At 61.0% G+C, this 18,928-nt stretch carries 14 protein-coding genes; 9 read left to right on the top strand and 5 right to left on the bottom strand.

Annotation, left to right across the window (positions count from 1 at the left end):
* The first annotated feature begins 120 nt into the window (after positions 1-120).
* Entirely contained in the window at positions 121-2,058 is a 1,938-nt protein-coding gene (gene yoaA / locus FGKAn22_RS04060) for a DNA repair helicase YoaA (RefSeq protein WP_212786703.1), read from the top strand.
* Here yoaA and FGKAn22_RS04055 read toward each other — a convergent pair.
* Both FGKAn22_RS04055 and ompR read right to left on the bottom strand, forming a co-directional pair.
* On the bottom strand, positions 2,033-3,331 hold the full coding sequence (locus tag FGKAn22_RS04055) for an ATP-binding protein (RefSeq protein WP_212786702.1): 1,299 nt from the start codon (positions 3,329-3,331) through the stop codon (positions 2,033-2,035). The genes yoaA and FGKAn22_RS04055 overlap by 26 nt on opposite strands.
* Complete coding sequence (gene ompR / locus FGKAn22_RS04050; protein ID WP_212786701.1) at positions 3,328-4,047, bottom strand: osmolarity response regulator transcription factor OmpR; 720 nt, start codon at positions 4,045-4,047, stop codon at positions 3,328-3,330. Before ompR ends, FGKAn22_RS04055 begins: the two co-directional genes overlap by 4 nt.
* A gap of 230 nt (positions 4,048-4,277) precedes the next feature.
* Here ompR and FGKAn22_RS04045 point away from each other — a divergent pair, with 230 nt between their 5' ends.
* Positions 4,278-4,925, top strand: coding sequence for a DUF3106 domain-containing protein (locus FGKAn22_RS04045; protein ID WP_212786700.1), 648 nt, complete (start codon positions 4,278-4,280; stop codon positions 4,923-4,925).
* A gap of 63 nt (positions 4,926-4,988) precedes the next feature.
* Here FGKAn22_RS04045 and rimO read toward each other — a convergent pair whose 3' ends face one another.
* The 3 genes from rimO to FGKAn22_RS04030 all read right to left on the bottom strand — a co-directional run bounded on the left by rimO (position 4,989) and on the right by FGKAn22_RS04030 (position 9,101).
* Positions 4,989-6,314 carry a 30S ribosomal protein S12 methylthiotransferase RimO gene (rimO, locus tag FGKAn22_RS04040; protein ID WP_212786699.1) on the bottom strand — a complete coding sequence of 442 codons (1,326 nt, stop codon included), beginning with the start codon at positions 6,312-6,314 and terminating at the stop codon, positions 4,989-4,991.
* A gap of 193 nt (positions 6,315-6,507) precedes the next feature.
* Complete coding sequence (locus FGKAn22_RS04035; RefSeq protein ID WP_246487453.1) at positions 6,508-8,778, bottom strand: sensor domain-containing protein; 2,271 nt, start codon at positions 8,776-8,778, stop codon at positions 6,508-6,510.
* Positions 8,779-8,816: 38 nt separating this feature from the next.
* Complete coding sequence (locus FGKAn22_RS04030; protein ID WP_212787236.1) at positions 8,817-9,101, bottom strand: hypothetical protein; 285 nt, start codon at positions 9,099-9,101, stop codon at positions 8,817-8,819.
* A 197-nt stretch (positions 9,102-9,298) separates the two neighbouring features.
* On the opposite strand from FGKAn22_RS04030, the gene FGKAn22_RS04025 reads away from it, so the two are divergent.
* The 7 genes from FGKAn22_RS04025 to FGKAn22_RS03995 all read left to right on the top strand — a co-directional run bounded on the left by FGKAn22_RS04025 (position 9,299) and on the right by FGKAn22_RS03995 (position 18,889).
* The gene (locus FGKAn22_RS04025; protein WP_212786697.1) at positions 9,299-10,672 is read left to right on the top strand and encodes a CheR family methyltransferase; all 1,374 of its coding nucleotides are present in this window, start codon (positions 9,299-9,301) and stop codon (positions 10,670-10,672) included.
* Positions 10,673-10,747: 75 nt separating this feature from the next.
* Positions 10,748-11,767, top strand: a complete 1,020-nt coding sequence (locus FGKAn22_RS04020; RefSeq protein ID WP_212786696.1) for a GGDEF domain-containing response regulator — start codon at positions 10,748-10,750, stop codon at positions 11,765-11,767.
* 20 nt (positions 11,768-11,787) lie between these two features.
* Complete coding sequence (locus tag FGKAn22_RS04015; RefSeq protein ID WP_212786695.1) at positions 11,788-12,780, top strand: chemotaxis protein CheW; 993 nt, start codon at positions 11,788-11,790, stop codon at positions 12,778-12,780.
* 50 nt (positions 12,781-12,830) lie between these two features.
* Positions 12,831-14,276: a methyl-accepting chemotaxis protein gene (locus tag FGKAn22_RS04010; RefSeq protein ID WP_212786694.1), complete on the top strand. Its 1,446-nt coding sequence runs from the start codon at positions 12,831-12,833 to the stop codon at positions 14,274-14,276.
* A 25-nt stretch (positions 14,277-14,301) separates the two neighbouring features.
* Entirely contained in the window at positions 14,302-16,464 is a 2,163-nt protein-coding gene (locus FGKAn22_RS04005) for a hybrid sensor histidine kinase/response regulator (protein WP_212786693.1), read from the top strand.
* Between the two features lie 2 nt (positions 16,465-16,466).
* A complete protein-coding gene (gene cheB / locus FGKAn22_RS04000; protein WP_212786692.1) occupies positions 16,467-17,555 on the top strand; it encodes a chemotaxis-specific protein-glutamate methyltransferase CheB in 1,089 nt (362 codons plus the stop codon).
* Positions 17,552-18,889 (top strand): hybrid sensor histidine kinase/response regulator, encoded by a 1,338-nt coding sequence (locus tag FGKAn22_RS03995; protein ID WP_212786691.1) that lies wholly within the window; start codon positions 17,552-17,554, stop codon positions 18,887-18,889. Before cheB ends, FGKAn22_RS03995 begins: the two co-directional genes overlap by 4 nt.
* The last annotated feature ends 39 nt before the right edge of the window (positions 18,890-18,928 follow it).

The raw sequence follows: 18,928 nt of genomic DNA, 5'->3' as shown, positions 1-18,928 counted from the left end.
AATGCTGCGGGGCATCGAAATCCCCACTCTCCACTCTGTCATCGCGTAAAATCGCTGCCGCACTATAAGTCACGTCTTCCCTGAAAATCTATCATCCTGATTGCTTAGTTAATTTCCCCCGTGTCCACCGAAGTCGAACGTTTCTTTTCCGATCAGAGCCCGCTTACCTCCGAGGTGGCGTCTTTCCGCCCGCGCGCACAACAGCGGGAGATGGCGATGGCCGTGGCCGAGGCGATCCGCGGCAACGCTATCCTGGTGGCCGAAGCGGGAACGGGCACGGGCAAGACCTTCGCCTATCTGGTTCCCGCGCTGCTCAACGGCGGCAAGGTGATCATCTCGACCGGCACCAAGAACCTGCAGGACCAGCTGTTCCAGAAAGACCTGCCGATGGTGCGCGACGCGCTGAAGGCGCCGGTGTCGGTGGCACTGCTCAAGGGGCGCTCGAACTATGTGTGCCACTACCATCTGGAACTGGCCCAATCGAACGGGCTGTTCAAGACACGCGAGGATGTGAAGCATCTGGGCAAGATCGTGAGCTACGCCAAGGAGTCGCTGAGCGGCGACAAGAGCGGGCTGGCCGACGTGCCGGAGAACGCGCCGATCTGGATGAACGTGACCTCGACGCGCGACAACTGCCTCGGTCAGGAATGCCCCCAGCACTCGGAATGCTTCGTTCTCAAGGCGCGCAAGGAGGCGATGGAAGCCGACGTGGTGGTGGTGAACCATCACCTGTTCTTCGCCGACGTGATGCTGCGCGACGAGGGCGTGGCCGAGCTGCTGCCCACCTGCAACACGGTGATCTTCGACGAGGCGCACCAGCTGCCGGAGACCGCCAGCCTGTTCTTCGGCGAGAGCATCTCGACCTCGCAGCTGCTCGACCTGTCGCAAGACGCGCGCATCGAGGCACTGACTTCGGCCAAGGATTTCGCTGCGCTGCCCAAGGGCTGCGACGAACTGGACAAGGTCGCGCGCGACCTGCGTCTGTCATTCAAGAAGGAAGGACGCTTGCCCGCCAGCGTCGCGGAGGGATTCAAGGAATTCCCGTCCGCACTGAAGGCGGCGCACGAGAAGCTCGCGCAACTCTCCGGCCTGCTGGAGAAGCAGGCGGAGCGCAGCGAGGGGCTGGAGAACTGCTGGCAGCGCGCACAGGCCTTGTCGCAACAGCTGAAGCAATGGCAGGACGGCGACGCGCCGGACAAGGTGCGCTGGCTCGAGGTGTTCCATCATTCGCTGCAACTCAACACCACGCCATTGTCCATCGCGGAGATATTCGAGAAGCAGATCGACGGCAGCGCGCGTGCGTGGATATTCACCTCGGCCACGCTCGCGGTGAAACAGGATTTCTCCCACTACCAGGGCGAGATGGGTCTGCTCAAGGCGCAAACCGCCTGCTGGGACAGCCCGTTCAACTACGGCGAACAGGGCCTGCTGTACGTGCCGCAGAACCTGCCCGAGCCGAACAGCGAGGGCTACACAGAAGCTGTGGTTCAGGCGGCACTCCCCCTGATCGAGGCCAGCAAGGGACGCGCCTTCCTGCTGTTCACCAGCCTGCGCGCGATGCAGCGCGCACATGAGATCTTGCAGGCGGAATTCGACCGGCGCGGCTGGGACTATCCGCTGATGCTGCAGGGAGAAGGCTCGCGCAACGAACTGCTGAGCCGATTCAGGGAGCATGGCAACGCGGTGCTGCTCGGCAGCCAGTCGTTCTGGGAGGGCGTGGACGTGCGAGGTGAAGCGCTGTCGCTGGTCATCATCGACAAGCTGCCGTTCGCCCCGCCCGACGATCCGGTGCTGTCGGCGCGCATCGAACAACTGAAGAAACAGGGGCACAACGCCTTCATGGAATACCAGTTGCCGCGCGCCATCATCACGCTGAAACAGGGCGCGGGGCGACTGATCCGCGACGAGAACGACCGCGGTGTGCTGATGATCTGCGACCCGCGCATCATCGGCAAGCACTACGGCAGGCGCATCTGGCAGAGTCTGCCGCCGTTCAAGCGCACTCGCGACGAGGCGGTTGCGGTGGAATTCTTCAGCGGTCCGGCAACACCAGCCTAGCTAACAGCCCGCCCCCTTCACGACCTTCCAGATGAAACTTGCCGCCATGCAGATGCGCGGCGCGCTCGACGATGGCCAAGCCCAGGCCGGATCCGCCGGCATCGCTGCGCGCAGTTTGCAGGCGCATGAACGGGCGCTTGGCCGTTTCGCGCAGTTCGTCGGGGATACCTGCACCGCGGTCGGCCACGCTCAGTTCGACCCCGCTGTCCATGCGGTGCAGCCGCACGGTGATCTCGCCACCGCCATACTTGATGGCATTTTCCAGGAGGTTGGATAACGCGCGTTTCAGCAGCAGCGGCCTGACAGAAAATTGGGGCAACGGTTGCAGGTCGAGGTCGAGCGACCTGGCCTGCGCCGAAAAGCTCTGTGCGACCTCGCGCACCAGTGCATGCACATCGGTCGGCACGGAGACCTCGCTCTCGTCGAGGCGGGCATAATCGAGGAACTGCTGGATCACGGCATCCATCTGTTCCACGTCAGCGACCAACCCTTCGCGCAGCGAGGCATCCGCGGTCAGCTCGGCGGCGATGCGCACGCGCGTCAGCGGGGTGCGCAGGTCGTGCGAGATCCCTGCCAGCACCAGCGCTCGCTCCCGCTCGCTCGCGGCGAGGTCGGAGGACATCTGGTTAAAGGCGTGCGATACGGTTGCGATCTCCTGTGCACCCCGTTCCGGCAACGGCGGCGGCATATGGCCCTCGCCCACCTCATGTGCCGCATGTTCGAGCCGTTTCAGGGGCCACGCCACCTGGCGCGCAATGAAGTAGGCGCCGACCAGGGCGAGCAGGAACACCATGCTGCCCCACGCCAGCAACACCTGCGAAAGCGGATGGTCGATGTGCTCCCTGGGCAGCGACAGCCAGAACTCGTCCCCGCCGATACGAAAACTCACCCACAGACCTTCCGCGCCGTTGAGCCTGGCGGCAAAGCGTGTGTCGCCCCCCAGGCGGTTGCGCGCCTCATCCATCATCAGCCGGAGTTCAGACGGATGCTCCGGCATGGGCTGGATCACGTCGGCGGCATCGGCCAATTGCACGCGCATGCCTTCTGCATCGCGCAGTTCCTCCAGCAGCGCACCGCGCCATTCCGGTGCGGAGGACAGCACGGCGGCGCGGGTGAGGTTGACCGCCGACACCACCAGTTCCGCCATCTGCTGCACGCGAGGCTCCTGCACGGCGTGGCGGAAAATCGTCACCGACGCGGCAACCGACAGCGCGATCAGTACCCCGATGAGCAGGAAGGCGCGCCCCAGTATCGTCCGGGGAAGGAATCTCAAGACTTCACTCCGTCCGGCACGAACACGTAACCGTGTCCCCACACCGTCTGGATGAAGCGCGGATTCGCGGAGTCGGGTTCGACCAGCTTGCGCAGGCGCGAGACCTGCACGTCGATGGCGCGGTCGAACGGGTCGTGACCGCGCCCGCGCGCCAGCTCCATCAGCTTGTCGCGCGACAGCGGCTTGCGCGGGTGTGTCACAAGTACCTTGAGCAAGGCGAACTCGCCGGTGGTCAGCACAACCGGCGCACCGGACTTGGTAAGGATGCGCGTGGCGAGATTCAGTTCGCAATCGCCGAAGCTCACGGTCTTTTCTTCGGCATCGGGCGCGCCGATCGGCTGTCCGCCCTTGCGGCGCAACACGGCGTTGATGCGCGCGACCAGTTCACGCGGGTTGAACGGCTTGGGCAGGTAATCGTCCGCCCCCATCTCCAGACCGACGATGCGATCCACTTCATCACCCTTTGCGGTGAGCAGGATCACCGGCACGCTCTCTCCCGAAGCGCGCAATCTGCGCAGGATGGCAAGGCCATCTTCTCCAGGCAGCATCAGATCGAGCACCAGCAGTTGATAACGCCCCAGACGCAGCGCCTTGTCCATCGCCTCGCCGTCATGGACGGCACGGGCGTCGAAGCCCTGCTCGCCGAGATAGCGCAGCAGCAATTCGCGCAAGCGCGCGTCGTCGTCGATAATGAGAATGCGGTTTGGGTCACTCATGGTCGCATGATAATCCGAACACTGTAGATGGCTGTAAGGAATTGTGAGCATCGCGGCGCGCCGCAACAATCATTTACAATCCCGCCCTTAGTATAAATACTCCACTTACAGTTCCATCGCATCATGCGCTACACGCCAACCAGTGGCCGGCCATCGTCATTCGACAACCCGGTTGAACGGCCATGCAGGGCCGATTACGGCATGATTCGACCATCCAGCAGGAGAACACCATGAACACCATATTGAAGACAATGATCGCCGCAGGCATCGTCGCCTCGTTGAACCTGAACGCCCTGGCTGCTGATACCGCATCCGCAGGCGCCCCTTACGTGCAAGAGCACATCCAGCGCCTGGAACGCATGAAGACCATGACACCGGAACAGCGCGCCAAGGAGCGCGAGGCAATGCACAAGGAGATGCAGAAACTGACACCCGAACAGCGCGCCGCACACCACAAGGCGATGCGCGATCACTGGGAGAAGATGTCGCCCGAGGAACGCAAGACCATGAGCGAGAGGCTGCACGAGGACATGAAGCGCATGTCGCCGGAAGACCGCCGTTCCTACAATGAAGAGATGCGCAAGGAATGGGACAGCCTGACCCCTGAGCAGCGCGCCGAACGCCGCAAGCAGATGCACGACCACTGGGAGAAAATGTCGCCGGAAGACCGCAATAAGATGCGGGAAAAGATGAATGAATACTGGCGCGACATGACCCCGGAGCAACGCGCGGAGCACCGCAAGGAAATGCGCGAACGCTTCGAGAAGATGACGCCGGAAGAGCGCCAGCAATTCAAGCGCGACATGGGAAAACAGTGCGAAGGACTGCCGGCAGGCGATTGCCTGCCCGGTGAACCGGCCAGCAAAGGCGCGAAGTAACCCGGCCATCCCGCTGTCAAAAGGCCCCGGTCTTCCGGGGCCTTTTTATTTGGCCAAGTTGGCTTATTTGGCCAATTGGGCCCACAGGTCGTGCGTATCGGAATCGGTGACCTTCACCTCGACGAGGTCGCCCACCTGCAAGTCCTGCCCATCCTCGATATAGACCAGCCCGTCGATCTCCGGCGCATCCGCCGAACTGCGCGCGATTGCCCCCTCCTCGTCCACTTCATCGACCAGCGCGGTGATGGTCTTGCCAATCTTGCGCTTGAGGCGTTCCTCGCTGATCTCCTCCTGCAGCATCATCAGGCGCGCGAGGCGTTCCTGCTGCACTTCGGGCGGAATGTGGTCCGGCAGTTCGTTCGCCGCCGCGCCTTCGACCGGTGAATAGGCGAATGCGCCCAGGCGGTCGATCTGTGCCTCCTCGACGAAATCGAGCAGTTCCTCGAACTCCTCCTCGGTCTCGCCGGGGAAGCCGACGATGAAGGTGCTGCGCAGCGTGAGGTCGGGGCAGGTCTCGCGCCACTGCTTGATGCGCGCCAGCACATTGTCGCTGTTGCCGGGGCGCTTCATCAGTTTGAGGATGCGCTGGTTGGCGTGCTGGAACGGAATATCCAGGTAAGGCAGGATCTTGCCCTCGGCCATCAGCGGAATGACTTCATCCACATGCGGATAGGGATAAACGTAGTGCAGCCGCACCCATGCACCCAGCCCGCCCATTGCGGAGGCCAGCTCGGTCATACGGGTCTTGAGCGGACGTCCGCCCCAGAAGCCGGTGCGGTATTTCACGTCCACGCCGTAGGCGCTGGTGTCCTGAGAGATCACCAGCAGCTCCTTCACGCCGGACTCGATCAGCTTCTCCGCCTCCAGCATCACCTCGCCCACCGGACGGCTGACCAGCGGCCCGCGCAGGCTGGGGATGATGCAGAAGGTGCAGCTGTGGTTGCAGCCCTCGGATATCTTCACGTAGGCGTAATGCTTCGGCGTGAGGCGGATGCCCTGCGCGGGCACCAGGTCGGTGTAAGGGTCGTGCAGCCGCGGCAGGTGCGCGTGCACCGCCTCCATCACCTCGTCGGTGGCATGCGGGCCGGTGACGGCCAGCACCTTGGGGTGCGCCTGCTGCACCACGTCGCCCTTGGCGCCCAGGCAGCCGGTGACGATGACCTTGCCGTTCTCCTGCAGTGCCTCGCCGATGGCGTCGAGCGACTCCGCCACCGCGCTGTCGATGAAACCGCAGGTGTTCACCACCACCAGGTCGGCCTCCTGATAGCTGCCCGAGATCAGGTAGCCCTCAGCGCGCAGCCGGGTGAGGATGTGCTCGGAATCCACCGTCGCTTTGGGGCAGCCGAGCGAGACGAAGCCGACTGTTGGGGTTTTGCCTTTTGTTTTCATAACGCGATTGCCAATAACTTATATAACGAACCTGGGCGGACCGGCAAAAACCGGGGCAACCCATGCGAGGGTGCGCATATTAACCGCCAGCAAGAAAGAAGGCGAATGCGCGGGCATCTCTGACAGGATTCGCTGCAGACGGTTCCCCAATGAGGGTATGCCATGCGAGGCTTGCCACGCTGGGCAAGGGACATCACAGTCCGGGCTGGCTGGCCAACTGGACCAGGGGAGGCAACTGGAAGTTTGCAGTTTGCGGCTCAGGAGAAGAAATCATTACATTTTGCTCAAACTCGTCAACGGGAACAGGCTTGCTGAACAAGTAGCCCTGATAGGCCAGACAGCCATTCCGCTTGAGGAAATCCAGCTGCGCTTCGGTCTCGACACCTTCGGCGATGACCTCCATACGGAAATTCTGCGCCATATCGATGATGGCCTGGACCATCACGGCATCGTTGGAATCCGTTGCGATATTGCGCACGAAGCTCTGGTCGATCTTGAGCTGGTCGAGCGGGAGTTGCTTCAAATAGGCCAGAGACGAATAGCCCATGCCGAAATCGTCCATCGATAATTTGACCCCGATCTCTTTCAGCGCGCGCATCTTCGCTACCACGTCAGCCACATCGTTCAGCACCACGCTTTCGGTCAGTTCAAGTTTGAGCCGGGCGGGATTGACCCCGTGCGAATGCGTGAGCGCCGTCACTTTTTCCACGAAATCATGCATCCTGAACTGTTGTGCGCTGACGTTGACCGCAAGGACCATGTTGCGCATCTGCGCGTTCTTTTCCCACGCCGCGAGTTGCCGACAGGCGGCATCAAGCACCCAATGACCGACATCCAGAATCAGCGAACTTTCCTCGGCAACCGGAATGAATTGCGCCGGCATCACCATGCCGCGCACCGGATGCTCCCAGCGCACCAGCGCCTCCGCTCCCAGAGGGCGATGGTCGTCGCCGACCTGGACCTGGTAATACAGACGCAATTGCTGTCCGGGTACGGCACGGCGCAGATCCGCCTCCAATGCCGCACGGGACTCCACCGCTTGCTGCATGACCGGATCGAAGAAACGCACCGCATTCCGCCCGGCATCCTTGGCCTGATACATGGCCATGTCGGCGCGTTTGAGCAGCGCATCCACCGATTCTTCATTGCCGCAATACATGCACACCCCGATGCTCGGCGAGCAGTGATGTTCATGCCCGTCCAGGGAATAGGGAGCGGCCAGGGCTGCCCGCACCTTCTCGGCGATCAGCGCAACCTTCTGTGTAGCCTCATCAGCGCTTGTGCTGATCTCTTCGAACAGCACCACGAACTCATCCCCGCCCAACCTCGCGACCGTATCCACCTCGCGCACATGGGCCTGGATGCGCTGAGCCACCTCGATCAGCAACAGGTCGCCATGGTCATGCCCCAGCGTGTCGTTAAGCACCTTGAACCTGTCCATATCGAGGAACAGCACCGCGCCGAAGTAATGATTGCGTGCCGACATCGACAGCGCCGTATGGATACGATCGAGCAGCAAGCGCCTGTTCGGAAGCTTGGTCAGCGAATCGTAGAAGGCCAGGTTGAGGATCTCTTCCTCTGCCCGTTTGCGTTCGGTGATGTCGCTGAAAATGGCGACATATTCGACAGTCTCGCCCTGCTCGTCCTTTACCGCGCTGATGGTCAGCCATTTCGGATAGATCTCGCCGTTCTTGCGCTTGTCCCATATCTCGCCGGTCCAGCTGCCCATGTTCAGCAACTGCCGCCACATTTCCCGGTAAAACGCAGAGGGATGCTTGCCTGAGGCCAGTATGCGCGGGGTCTTGCCGATAACCTCGTCGGAGGCATAGCCGGTAATGGTGGTGAACGCCGGATTGACGGCGATGATCTGATTCTTCGGATCGGTCACCATCACGGCCTCTTCCACGTTATTGAACACCGACCCGGCGAGCCGCAGCGCTTCCTCCCGCTCGCGCCGCTCGGTGATGTCGCGGACGAAACAATACAACTGTCCTCCACCGGCGCTGCTGTAATTGGCACTGGCCTCTATGGTCAGTATCCGGCCATCTTTGCATTGGTTCCGGGTTTCGAAGCGTTCGCTGCCGTTTTCAAAGACATTCCTGAAATGCCGCTTGATCGCCCTGGTCTCTTCCAGGGTTACTGCCTCATATAGCGACATATTCAACAGTTCTTCGCGGCTATAACCGATCAGCTGGCAATACGCATCGTTCACCTCCAGAAAGTGCCCCAGCCTGTCGGTTATCCAGAAGCCATCCAGAGAAGTGTGGACCATGGCCTTGAACTGTTCTTCCTTGCTTTTCTGCAGCGCCTCGACCGCCCTGTTGCGTGCATGGATATGAACGACCAATGGGCGAAAAAGGAAAACGTAAAGCATCGGCGAGGTGAGGATGAGCAATAGCGCTCCATCCGCCATCGCCTCGCCCCAAGCGGATTCCCGAGGCCCGCCACGGTGAAGCATCAGCATGATGAACGCCTCGGAAACAAAAACCGTAGTCGCGATTATCAGGAAGATAAGCGCAGGCGATCTAAAGACATTAGATTGGTGTTGTGAACTGGAACCACCGCTTCCGGCATTTGAAGTTCCATGCATGTCTGTGCTGTCCTTAAAGTTAAGTCTGGCAAGATCGGAATAGAACCAAGAACCAACAACGACTTGTGACGAGCGACAAAACAGGCGATATCCATATCCATGAATACTCGGACTGATTCTAGGGGCGCGGCATTGCCGGCGACATAGGCACAACTATTTAAAAAAATGGGCTCAGTCTGGTAATCGATGCCGTTCATTTGAGCAGATACGGTGCAGCATTCGCAGCAGAAGCCGGATATCCGCGAGCCACCACTGCAATAAAGCAGATTCCACCGCCAATTAGAGTCAACTCAGTATTTATCGCCAGATGTTCCTTGCTCAGGATGGCGTCATTCAGGCGTGACTCGCCCCGTTAACCGGAGGGGACGCCCACCCAGCGAACGGAAAACCAGCGATGGAAAAAGCTCTCCTCAAGCGAACCAGAGACCTGATTGCCAGCCGGATAGGCGTGCTGGTTCGCGAACAGGACGATGAGTTGCTGCGCAAGGTAGTCGCCGAGCGGGTACGGGCATTGAATCTTTCCGGTGCAGAGCAATACTTCCATCTCCTGAGCTCGGCTGCGGATATCCGGCATGAGCGGGAAGCTCTCGCTATTCCGCTCACCGCGGGTGAAACCTATTTTTTTCGCGACAGCGGGCTGCATGCCCTGCTCCTGAACAGCATCCTTCCGGAACTGCTCGAGCGCCGGAATACTGTGCGCATGTTGCGTATCTGGTGCGCCGCCTGCTCGACCGGCGAGGAGGCCTATAGCCTGGCCATCCTGCTGGATGAGCTGATGGCAGACCAGTCGCAGTGGAATATCTACATCCTGGGCACGGACATCAACCACAGTGCCATCGACAAGGCGCAGCGGGGAATCTACACCGAGTGGTCTTTCAGGGGGATGAGCGACGAGCGGCGGCAGCGCTATTTCCACCGGCACAAGAACACCTGGGTGCTGGACGACGCCATCCGCAGAAGGGTGTCATTTCTTCCGGGCGACCTGGTGGCCGACCAGTTTCCGGATCACGCCTCCGGCCTGCATGAAATGGACCTGATCCTGTGCCGCAACACGTTCATATACATGGCTCCCCATGTGGTTTCCCGCATCGCGGACAAGTTCACCGAAACACTGACCGAAGGCGGAATATTGATCACCGGACACGGCGAACTGTATGCCCACCATCTGGGAGCGCTGCGCGCCAGGGTATTCCCCGAATCCATCGTGTACCAGAAAGTCATTGCGCCTTACTGTCCTCCACCACAGGCACCACTTACCGAAACGTTGCGCCCTGCGCCCAAACGAACGGCAGCGGCACCGTCTGCCATATGGAAAACCAGTGCCCCCCCACCCCCTCCCAAGCAGGGGGTTCCGGAGATATGCAAGGAAATGGCGGGGTCGGAAATGCACCAGGCCTGGCAGCACGCAAATCAGGGCCAGCGGGACCAGGCCGCCAAGTCCTGCGAGGAATTGATCGCAAAGAATCCGCTGGTGGCCGAGCCCCATTACCTGCTGGCGCTGCTGACCCAGGAACGCGGTGACTTCGCCAAGGCCAAGGAGCTGCTGAAAAAAGTGATCTATCTCGATCATTCCTTCGTCGCCGCCTACCTCGATCTTGGCGACCTCTACGAGCGGGAAGGCGACAGCATGCGGGCCGGCAAGATGCGCGAGACCGCGCGCGACCTTCTGAAGGCACTGCCCGGCGATGCTCAAGTCAAGCTATACGGCGCTTCTACAGTCAACGCCGTATTGCAATATATCGAGCATCTGCCGAGTATCAGCAAGTGACGATTTTGCTCTTCGCAGCGGAATATCCGAACGGCTGGAAGGCGCATTCACAGGACGGCAATGGAGAAAACGTACATGGATAACCAGACTACGGCAGCGGCCACCGGGGATATCGCGCACCCGTTCATGGTCATGCTGGTGGACGATCAGCCGTTCGTTGCCGAGCTGCTGCGGCGCCAACTTATCAATGAAAAAGACATCAATTTCCATTACTGCCAGGACCCGACCCAGGCGGTCAGCACCGCCGAAAGAATAGGGCCCACCGTCATCCTGCTGGACTTCACCATGCCGGTGATGGACGGCCTCACCCTTTGCCAATTCATCCGCGCGCATCCCACCACGCGCGACATCCCCATCATCATGCTTTCCAGCAATGACGATCCCGTCACCAAGGCCGCGGCCTTTGCGGCGGGAGCCAACGATTACGTGGTCAAGCTTCCCGACTCTGTGGAGCTGGTCGCGCGGCTGCGCTACCACTCCGGCTCCTATGTCAGCCGGCTGCAGCGGGACGACGCCTATCGGGCGCTGCGCGCGAGCCAGATCAAACTGGAAGAGCTCAACATGCAGTTGCTGAAACTGGCCAACATCGATGGCCTGACCGGCATCGCCAACCGGCGTCACTTCGATGAAAGGCTGGCGGCGGAATGGCTGCGCGCCTTGCGCAACCGGCGCCCCATCAGCCTGATCATGTTCGACGTGGACTTGTTCAAACTATACAACGACAAGTTCGGCCACCTGGACGGCGACGAATGCCTGAAGCGATTGGCCCATACCGCACAGGACGTCGTCAGCCGTCCCGCTGACACCGTCGCCCGCTATGGCGGCGAGGAGTTCATCGTGCTGCTGCCGGAAACCGACTCCAGCGGCGCGATAAAAGTCGCCGAGAAGCTTCGTGCCGAGATCGAGAACCTGCATCTTCCTCATCCCGATTCCAAGGTCAGCCCCTACGTCACCATCAGCCTGGGGGTCACCACCATCCTGCCTGAAGCCAGCTCGACCCCGGACGTGTGTCTCAAGGTGGTGGATGAAGCGCTTTACCGGGCGAAGGACTCAGGACGGAACCGGCTATCCGTCGCGACTTGCCCCGCGGGCTGAACACCATGGGCGCAGATGCCATGACTCCCTATCTGCTGTTCAGATTGAACGGTTACCGCTATGGAGTGGATGCCCGATCGGTGCTGGAGATCGCCTGGCTGCCGGAACTCACGCCCGCAGAGGAGTCGCCGCCCCATATCGCCGGCGTGGTCAACCGGCGCGGCAAGATCGAGTCCGTGATGGACCTCGCCTTGCGCCTCGGCCATCCTCCCCGGCGCTATCAGATGAGCGACAGCATCGTGATGTTGCAAGCGGAAGGCACGATCATGGGCGTGATCGTCGGCGAAGTCAGCGACGTGATCGGGATTCCCGCCTCGGCGATCGAACCGCCCCCCCGTTACGATGAAGCCCCCGCCGGGCAAAGCCATTTCCTTGCGGGAAATGCCAAGGTCGAGACGGAGATCATCATGCTGCTGGATGTGCAACGCCTGCTCCATGCCCCGGCACAGCCCTCCCCCGGCGTTTCCGCCAGTCCCCACACCTATTTCTGTCCGGACGCCACCGATGAGGAGCGCGCGGTGTTCCGCACCCGCGCTCATAACCTGATGCAGGCAGTGGAAAGTCTGGAAGCCGCCGAAAGGATCCCGCTATCCATCATCCAGCTCGGCGAAGAATGTTTCGGCGTGGGGCTGGACGTGGTGCGCGAGTTTTCCCTTCTGCGGCGCGTCACGACCATCCCCTGCTGCCCGCCGCACATCGCCGGCAACATGAACCTGCGCGGCGACATCCTCACTCTCGCGGACATCAGGGGGCTGCTGAACATTCCGGCGGGCAGCTCTGCCGCGGAAGTCATGGTGGTCGAGTCGGGCGACCTCTCCATCGGCATACCGGTGGACAAGGTGATCGAGGTGATCTACCTGAGGCCGACCGATATCGCCCCCCTGCCGGCGGCGAATGAAGAGAAGAACGAATACTGCAAGGGCGTGGCGCGCTATGGCGAAGGCATGGTCAGCATTCTGGACATGCAGGAGATCCTGGCCAAAGGAGGACTCGTGGTGGAGGAAGAAGTGTGACTCGATCGCTCCATGATTTGAAATCCGTTTTTTGATGGGAGGCTGAAAAAATGTTCAAGAACATGAAACTGCGTTACCGCATCCTGCTGGGCTATGCCGTCCCGCTGGTCCTGTTCCTGGGAGTGGCCACACTCGTATATCTCGGTGTCGAAGACTTGTCTGGGCACTCTGATCTGGCTCAAAAGACATTCAAGATCGTGACCCTGGCAAAGGAGGCCGAGATCGGCGTCTCCGTGTCCATGCGCGCCACCCGGGGTTACCTCCTGACCAGGGACGACAAGTTGCTCAAGGTCACTGAGACAGGCAACAGGCAATTCACGGAATCAATAGAAATCCTGAGGACATTGGTGACGGAGTCCGGTCAAAAAGCAAAGGTCGAGAGAGCAGCCCAATTGCAGAGTGACATCGCGGACATCGAGCACAGGGCGGATTCGCTCATGCGTGAAGGCAAATCGGCGGCGGCGATTGCGATGGTAACGACCGGCAATCCTCTGTTCGATGACCTCCAAAAGACCTTTGATTCATTCGAGAAGCGGGAAAACGCGCTGCTGGAAGAGCGCGAAAACGAGCGCGTCGCCACGACCGACGAACTCATCAGAACGGTAGTGATCGGCGTCGCGCTGGCGACCCTGTTGTCCATTCTGATCGGGCTGTGGATGACCGAACGCATCAGCACCTCGATCAAGGAACAGATAAACGCGCTGACCACTTCCTCGACCGAAATCGCCGCCACCATGACCGAGCACGAGCGCACGGTGGGCGAACAGTCCGCCGCGATCACCGAGGTCTCGGCCACGGCGGAAGAACTGGGCGTCTCTTCCCGGACCTCCGCCCAACAGTCGGAAAACACCGCGGCCCTGGCCAACCAGTCGCTCGCCCTGACCGAGGAGGGCATCAAACTGGCCAGCCGCTCCTATTCGGGGATCACCGAAATGAAGACCAAAGTCGGGGCGGTCGCCGAACAGATCCTGCGCCTTTCCGAACAGGCCGAGCAGATCGGCTCCATCGCCAAGGTGGTCGGAGAGCTCGCATCCGAGACCAACATGCTGGCGTTGAACGCCGCGGTGGAGGCCGCGCGCGCCGGAGAGCACGGCAAGGGGTTCGCCGTTGTGGCCACCGAGATACGCAAGCTCGCCGACCAGAGCAAGAAATCGGCGGAACGCACCAACGCGCTGGTGGAGGAAGTTCAGAAGGCCACCAACTCGGCGGTGATGGCGACCGAGGAAGGCAGCAAGACCGCGGAGGAAGTGGCAACCATCTCCAAGCAGTCCGGCGAATCCTTCGCCGGACTCGCGGAGGTCGCCAACAAGGTCTATGAGGGCGCTCAGCAGGTGATGCTGAACAGCAAGCAGCAGTCCGGCGCGCTGAACCAGATCTCGGAAGCGATGAAGAACCTGAGCAACGGTTCGAAGGAGATCGCCTCAGGTACGGCGCAGGCAAAGATCGGCGTGGTGAAACTGAACGAGGTGGCCCAATCGCTCAAGGTGCTGGTCTGAGCCCCATCCACCTCTATAAATCAATATGATCGAAGACAAGGAACTGCGCAGTCTCTTCAAGATCGAGAGCGAGGAGCGCTTGCAGCACCTCGACACCGGCTTGCTGCGCCTGGAAGAGACGCCGTCCGACCTGGCGCTGCTGGAAGACCTGTTCCGGGAAGCGCATAGCCTCAAGGGCGCAGCGCGGATGCTGGGACTGATCGACATCCAGACCCTGTCGCACCAGCTCGAGGATGCCCTCGGGGCAGCCAGGAAAGGCGAAGCCTTGCTGCAAGCGGAAGCGGTGGCCTCCATGAACAAGACCCTGGAGGCGATACGCCGGCTGGTGCAGATAGAGATCGGTGAGACGGCCACGCCGGTTGGCGCAGTGCAAAAGACAGAACAGCCGCCAGTTTCCCAGCCCGGAACGGAACCGGCACCAACCATTCCGCAGCAAGCCATTCCGCAACCGGCCACTTCACAACCCGCAGCGCCGAAGCAAGAAACCTTCCGCATCGAAACGATACGCGTCGACCCGAAAAAACTGGATGCGCTGATGACGCAAGCGGGCGAACTGACGGTGACCAAGATCCGTATCGCGCGCCGCTTGGCCGAGGTGGACGAGCTGCTTGATTATTGCGAGGAATGGGAAAGAGCGCTGCATGCAAAACAGGCAAATGCGAGCGAACAGATCGCGCAGAGACTGGAATCCCTGCAAGCCACGCTGAGCCACTTACGCGGCGGCGCTTATGAGGACAGCGCCCGGCTGGACTTCGTCTCAGACCAGCTCGAAAGCGGCATCCGCACCATGCGCCTGCTGCCGATGTCCACCCTTTTCGTGCTGTTCCCGCGTTTGGTGCACGACCTGGCGCAGGAGCTGCACAAAGAGGTGGAGCTGGTCCTCGAGGGCCAGGAGACCGTGGCGGACAAGCGGGTGCTGGAGGAAATGAAAGACCCGCTGATGCACATGCTGCGCAACGCCATCGGCCATGGCATCGAGTCCCCGGAGCAGCGCGCACAAGCAGGCAAACCGCGCAGCGGCACCATCCGCGTCAAGGCCAGCCAGACTCCCGCCGGCATCGTCATCGAGGTCAGCGACGACGGACGGGGACTGGACCTGGACGAGATCAGGCGCACCGCTTTGAAGCACAACATGTACCGCGAAGATGAACTGGCCGCCATGAGCACTGAGCAATTGCAGTCGCTGATCCTGGTTGCCGGATTCTCCACCGTCGGTTTTGTCACCGAGCTTTCCGGGCGCGGAGTCGGCCTCGACGTGGTGCGCAACAACGTGGAGCAACTCAAGGGAGAGCTCCGGATCGAATCCGTTCCTGGCAAGGGCATGACGCTGAGAACGCAGCTGCCGGTCTCACTGGCGACAGTGCAGGTGCTGGTCGTCGCGGCGAACGGGTACCGCTACGCCTTGCCGGTCGAGCACGTGCAATTCTCGCGCAAGGTCGAACTGCGCTCGCTGTATACCATGGAAGGAAAGCGGACGATTTCGCTGGATGCCCAGGCCATTTCCGTGGCGTGGCTGACCGAGCTGCTGGACATCACGTCGCCCGCCATCAGGCAGACACGCGGCGCCCAAGCCGTCTCGACCTGCGTCGTCCTCACTGTGGGTGAAGAACGTTTCGGGCTGATGGTGGACGACCTGATCGACGAACTGGAGGTCGTGCTGAAACCGCAAGGAAAGCTGCTGAAGCGGGTGCGAAACGTGGCCGGTGCGACCATCCTGGAAACCGGGGAAGTATGCATGGTGCTGAATCCGCACGACCTGCTCAAGACCCTGCGCAAGTCTTCCGTCGCCGCAACCCCGGTGGCAGCGGCAGAGACAGCACCGGCGAGAAAAGTCCTGCTGCTGGCCGAGGACAGCATCACCACGCGCACCCAGGAAAAACGCATCCTGGAGGGCGCGGGCTACGAGGTGGTCACCGCCGTCGACGGGGCGGACGCCTACAACAAACTCGGCTCCCGCTCGTTCGACGCGGTGGTCTCCGACATCGTGATGCCGAACATGACCGGCCTGGATCTCACCGAAAAGATCCGCGCCGACAAGAAGTACACCGAACTCCCCATCATCCTCGTGACCTCGCTCGCCTCGGAGGAGGACCAGCGACGCGGCCTGGAAGCAGGTGCGAACGCCTATATCGCAAAACCGTCGTTCGACCAGCAGGTGCTGCTGGAATGCCTGGCGAGGCTCATCTAGCCATGAACAACCTCTCCTCCAGCAAAGCTCCTATCCGTGTCCTGCTGGTGGACGATTCACTCATCATGCTCGCCATCCTCAAGCGCATCCTCGCCAACACGCCGGAGATCCAGGTGGTTGGCACCGCTATCAACGGCAAGGAGGCGCTGGACAGGATCCCATTCCTGCAGCCCGACGTCATTTGCACCGACCTGCACATGCCGGTGATGGACGGACTGGAGTTCACGCGTGCGGTGATGGAAAGATTCCCGCTCCCCATCCTGGTGGTCAGCATATCGGTGCAGAAGGAACAGACTGCCAACATCTTCCAGGTGCTGGAGGCCGGGGCCGTGGATATCATGGCCAAGCCGCGCGGAGTCCCCGGTGCGGGTTACGAAATGGATGCCCAGGAGCTGATCGGCAAGATCAAGGTCCTTGCCGGAGTGGTCGCTATCCGCAAGCGATGGAAAGAGCCCCATCCACCTGTCCCTCCGGCGCTGACCCAGCTGACGTCCCTCAGGGGAGTTCCGCTCAGCATCATCGGCATCGGCGCCTCGACCGGCGGGCCTCAGGCGCTAGAAGAGATCCTGTCGCACCTGCCGGGCAGCCTGCCGGTGCCGCTGCTCTGCATCCAGCATATCAGCGAAGGATTCATGCAGGGGCTGGTGGACTGGCTTGGGACCAAGTGCCAGCTGAAGATCGTGACCGCAGAGACAGGCATCCTGCCACAACCGGGAACCGTCTATTTCCCGCGCGAAGGCTCGCACCTGGTGGTGGGCAGCCATGGCCGACTGGAATGCATCGACACCATCCCCTACGAAGGCCATCGCCCGTCCATCAGCGTGACTTTCAAGTCTCTGGCGCTCCACTATGGAAAAAGTGCAGCGGGCGTGCTGCTCACCGGCATGGGACGCGATGGCGTGGAGGGCATGCGGGCCATCTCGCAGACGGGAGGAACGACCATCGCCCAGGATGAGCAAACCAGCACCATCTTCGGCATGCCGAAGGAGGCGATCGCGGCCAACGCCGCGCGCTATGTCCTGCCCCTGCCGAAGATCGCCCCTGCCCTGCTGAAGTTGCTGAACCTGGATGCGGATACCCACACGCCATGAACCTGGAACAGGACGACACCGGGAATCAGGGAGCCAGCCCAGCGCAGACGCCCATCCTGATCGTGGAAGACAGCATGATCCAGGCCGAGCTGCTGCGCCGTACGCTGGCGCATGAAGGCTACCGGGTGACGGTCGCCAGGGACGGCGCGGAGGGGTTGTCTGCTGCAAGGAAAGAGCGGCCCAGGCTGGTCATCAGCGACATCAATATGCCGGTGATGGACGGCTACGAGCTGTGCCATGCCATCCGCATGGATGAGGAGCTGAGGGACACACCGGTGATCCTGCTGACCATGCTGTCGGATGCCAAAGACGTGATACGCGGCCTGAATGCGGGGGCGGATTTCTATGTCACCAAGCCCTTCAACGAGCGCTATCTGCTGCTCAGGGTCAAGAAGGCATTGACGGAACCCAGGCAAGAAGAAAAAAAGATGGAAATGGAGTTGACCCTGGATGGTGAGAAATACCGGGTGAACGCGGGAAGCCGGCAGATCATGGGCCTGCTCATCTCGACCTACGAGAACGCAGCCTCGCAGAACCGCGAGCTGATGACCGTCCAGGATCAACTCAAGAGCATCAATGACCATCTGGAGGAAAAGACACTGGAACTTGAGCAGGCCAATGCCAAATTGCAGGAACTGGATAAGCTCAAGTCCATGTTCATCGCTTCCATGAGCCATGAGTTGCGGACCCCGCTCAACAGCATCATCGGCTTCACCGGCATCATCCTGCAAGGCATGGCAGGAGAGATCAACGAAGAGCAAAGCAAGCAGCTCACCCTGGTAAAAGAAAGCGCGGGGCACCTGCTCCAGCTCATCAACGACGTGATCGACGTCAGCAAGATAGAAGCCGATAAAGCTGCGATCGTCATTGCCGAGTTCGACTTGGCTGAACTGGCGCGGGAAGTGGCGGACTCCTTCGCCGTCGCGGTGCGGAAGAAGGGAATCGAACTGTCCGTCGAGGTTCCGGAAAGACTGCCGATCGCCAGCGACCAGCGCAGGGTCAGGCAGATCCTAGTCAATCTGCTCGGCAATGCGGTGAAGTTCACCGACAGCGGTCGCATCGCGCTCCGCCTGAACGCCGGCCCAGAAGGCGTGGAGGTCACGGTGCAAGACACGGGCATCGGCATCGGCAGTGAGGACATACCGAAGCTATTCGCCGCGTTCAGCCAGATTGTGATCGAGGGCAGGCCCAAGGAAGGTTCGGGACTGGGCCTCTATCTTTCGCAAAAGATGGCCCACCTGCTGGGCGGACGCATCACGGCGCAGAGCGAACCCGGCAAGGGCAGCGTGTTCACCCTTTCCTTGCCTGCCCATTTCAGGATGAGCGACGCGTAAAGCATCCAAGGAAAAGCATGCTTGGGGTGTTCACCCCAT

Origin of the sequence: Ferrigenium kumadai (assembly GCF_018324385.1) — a bacterium.
GTDB lineage: Bacteria > Pseudomonadota > Gammaproteobacteria > Burkholderiales > Gallionellaceae > Gallionella > Gallionella kumadai.
The sequence above is the reverse complement of the archived record's forward strand: the minus strand, read 5'-3'. Positions and strand labels throughout refer to the sequence as shown.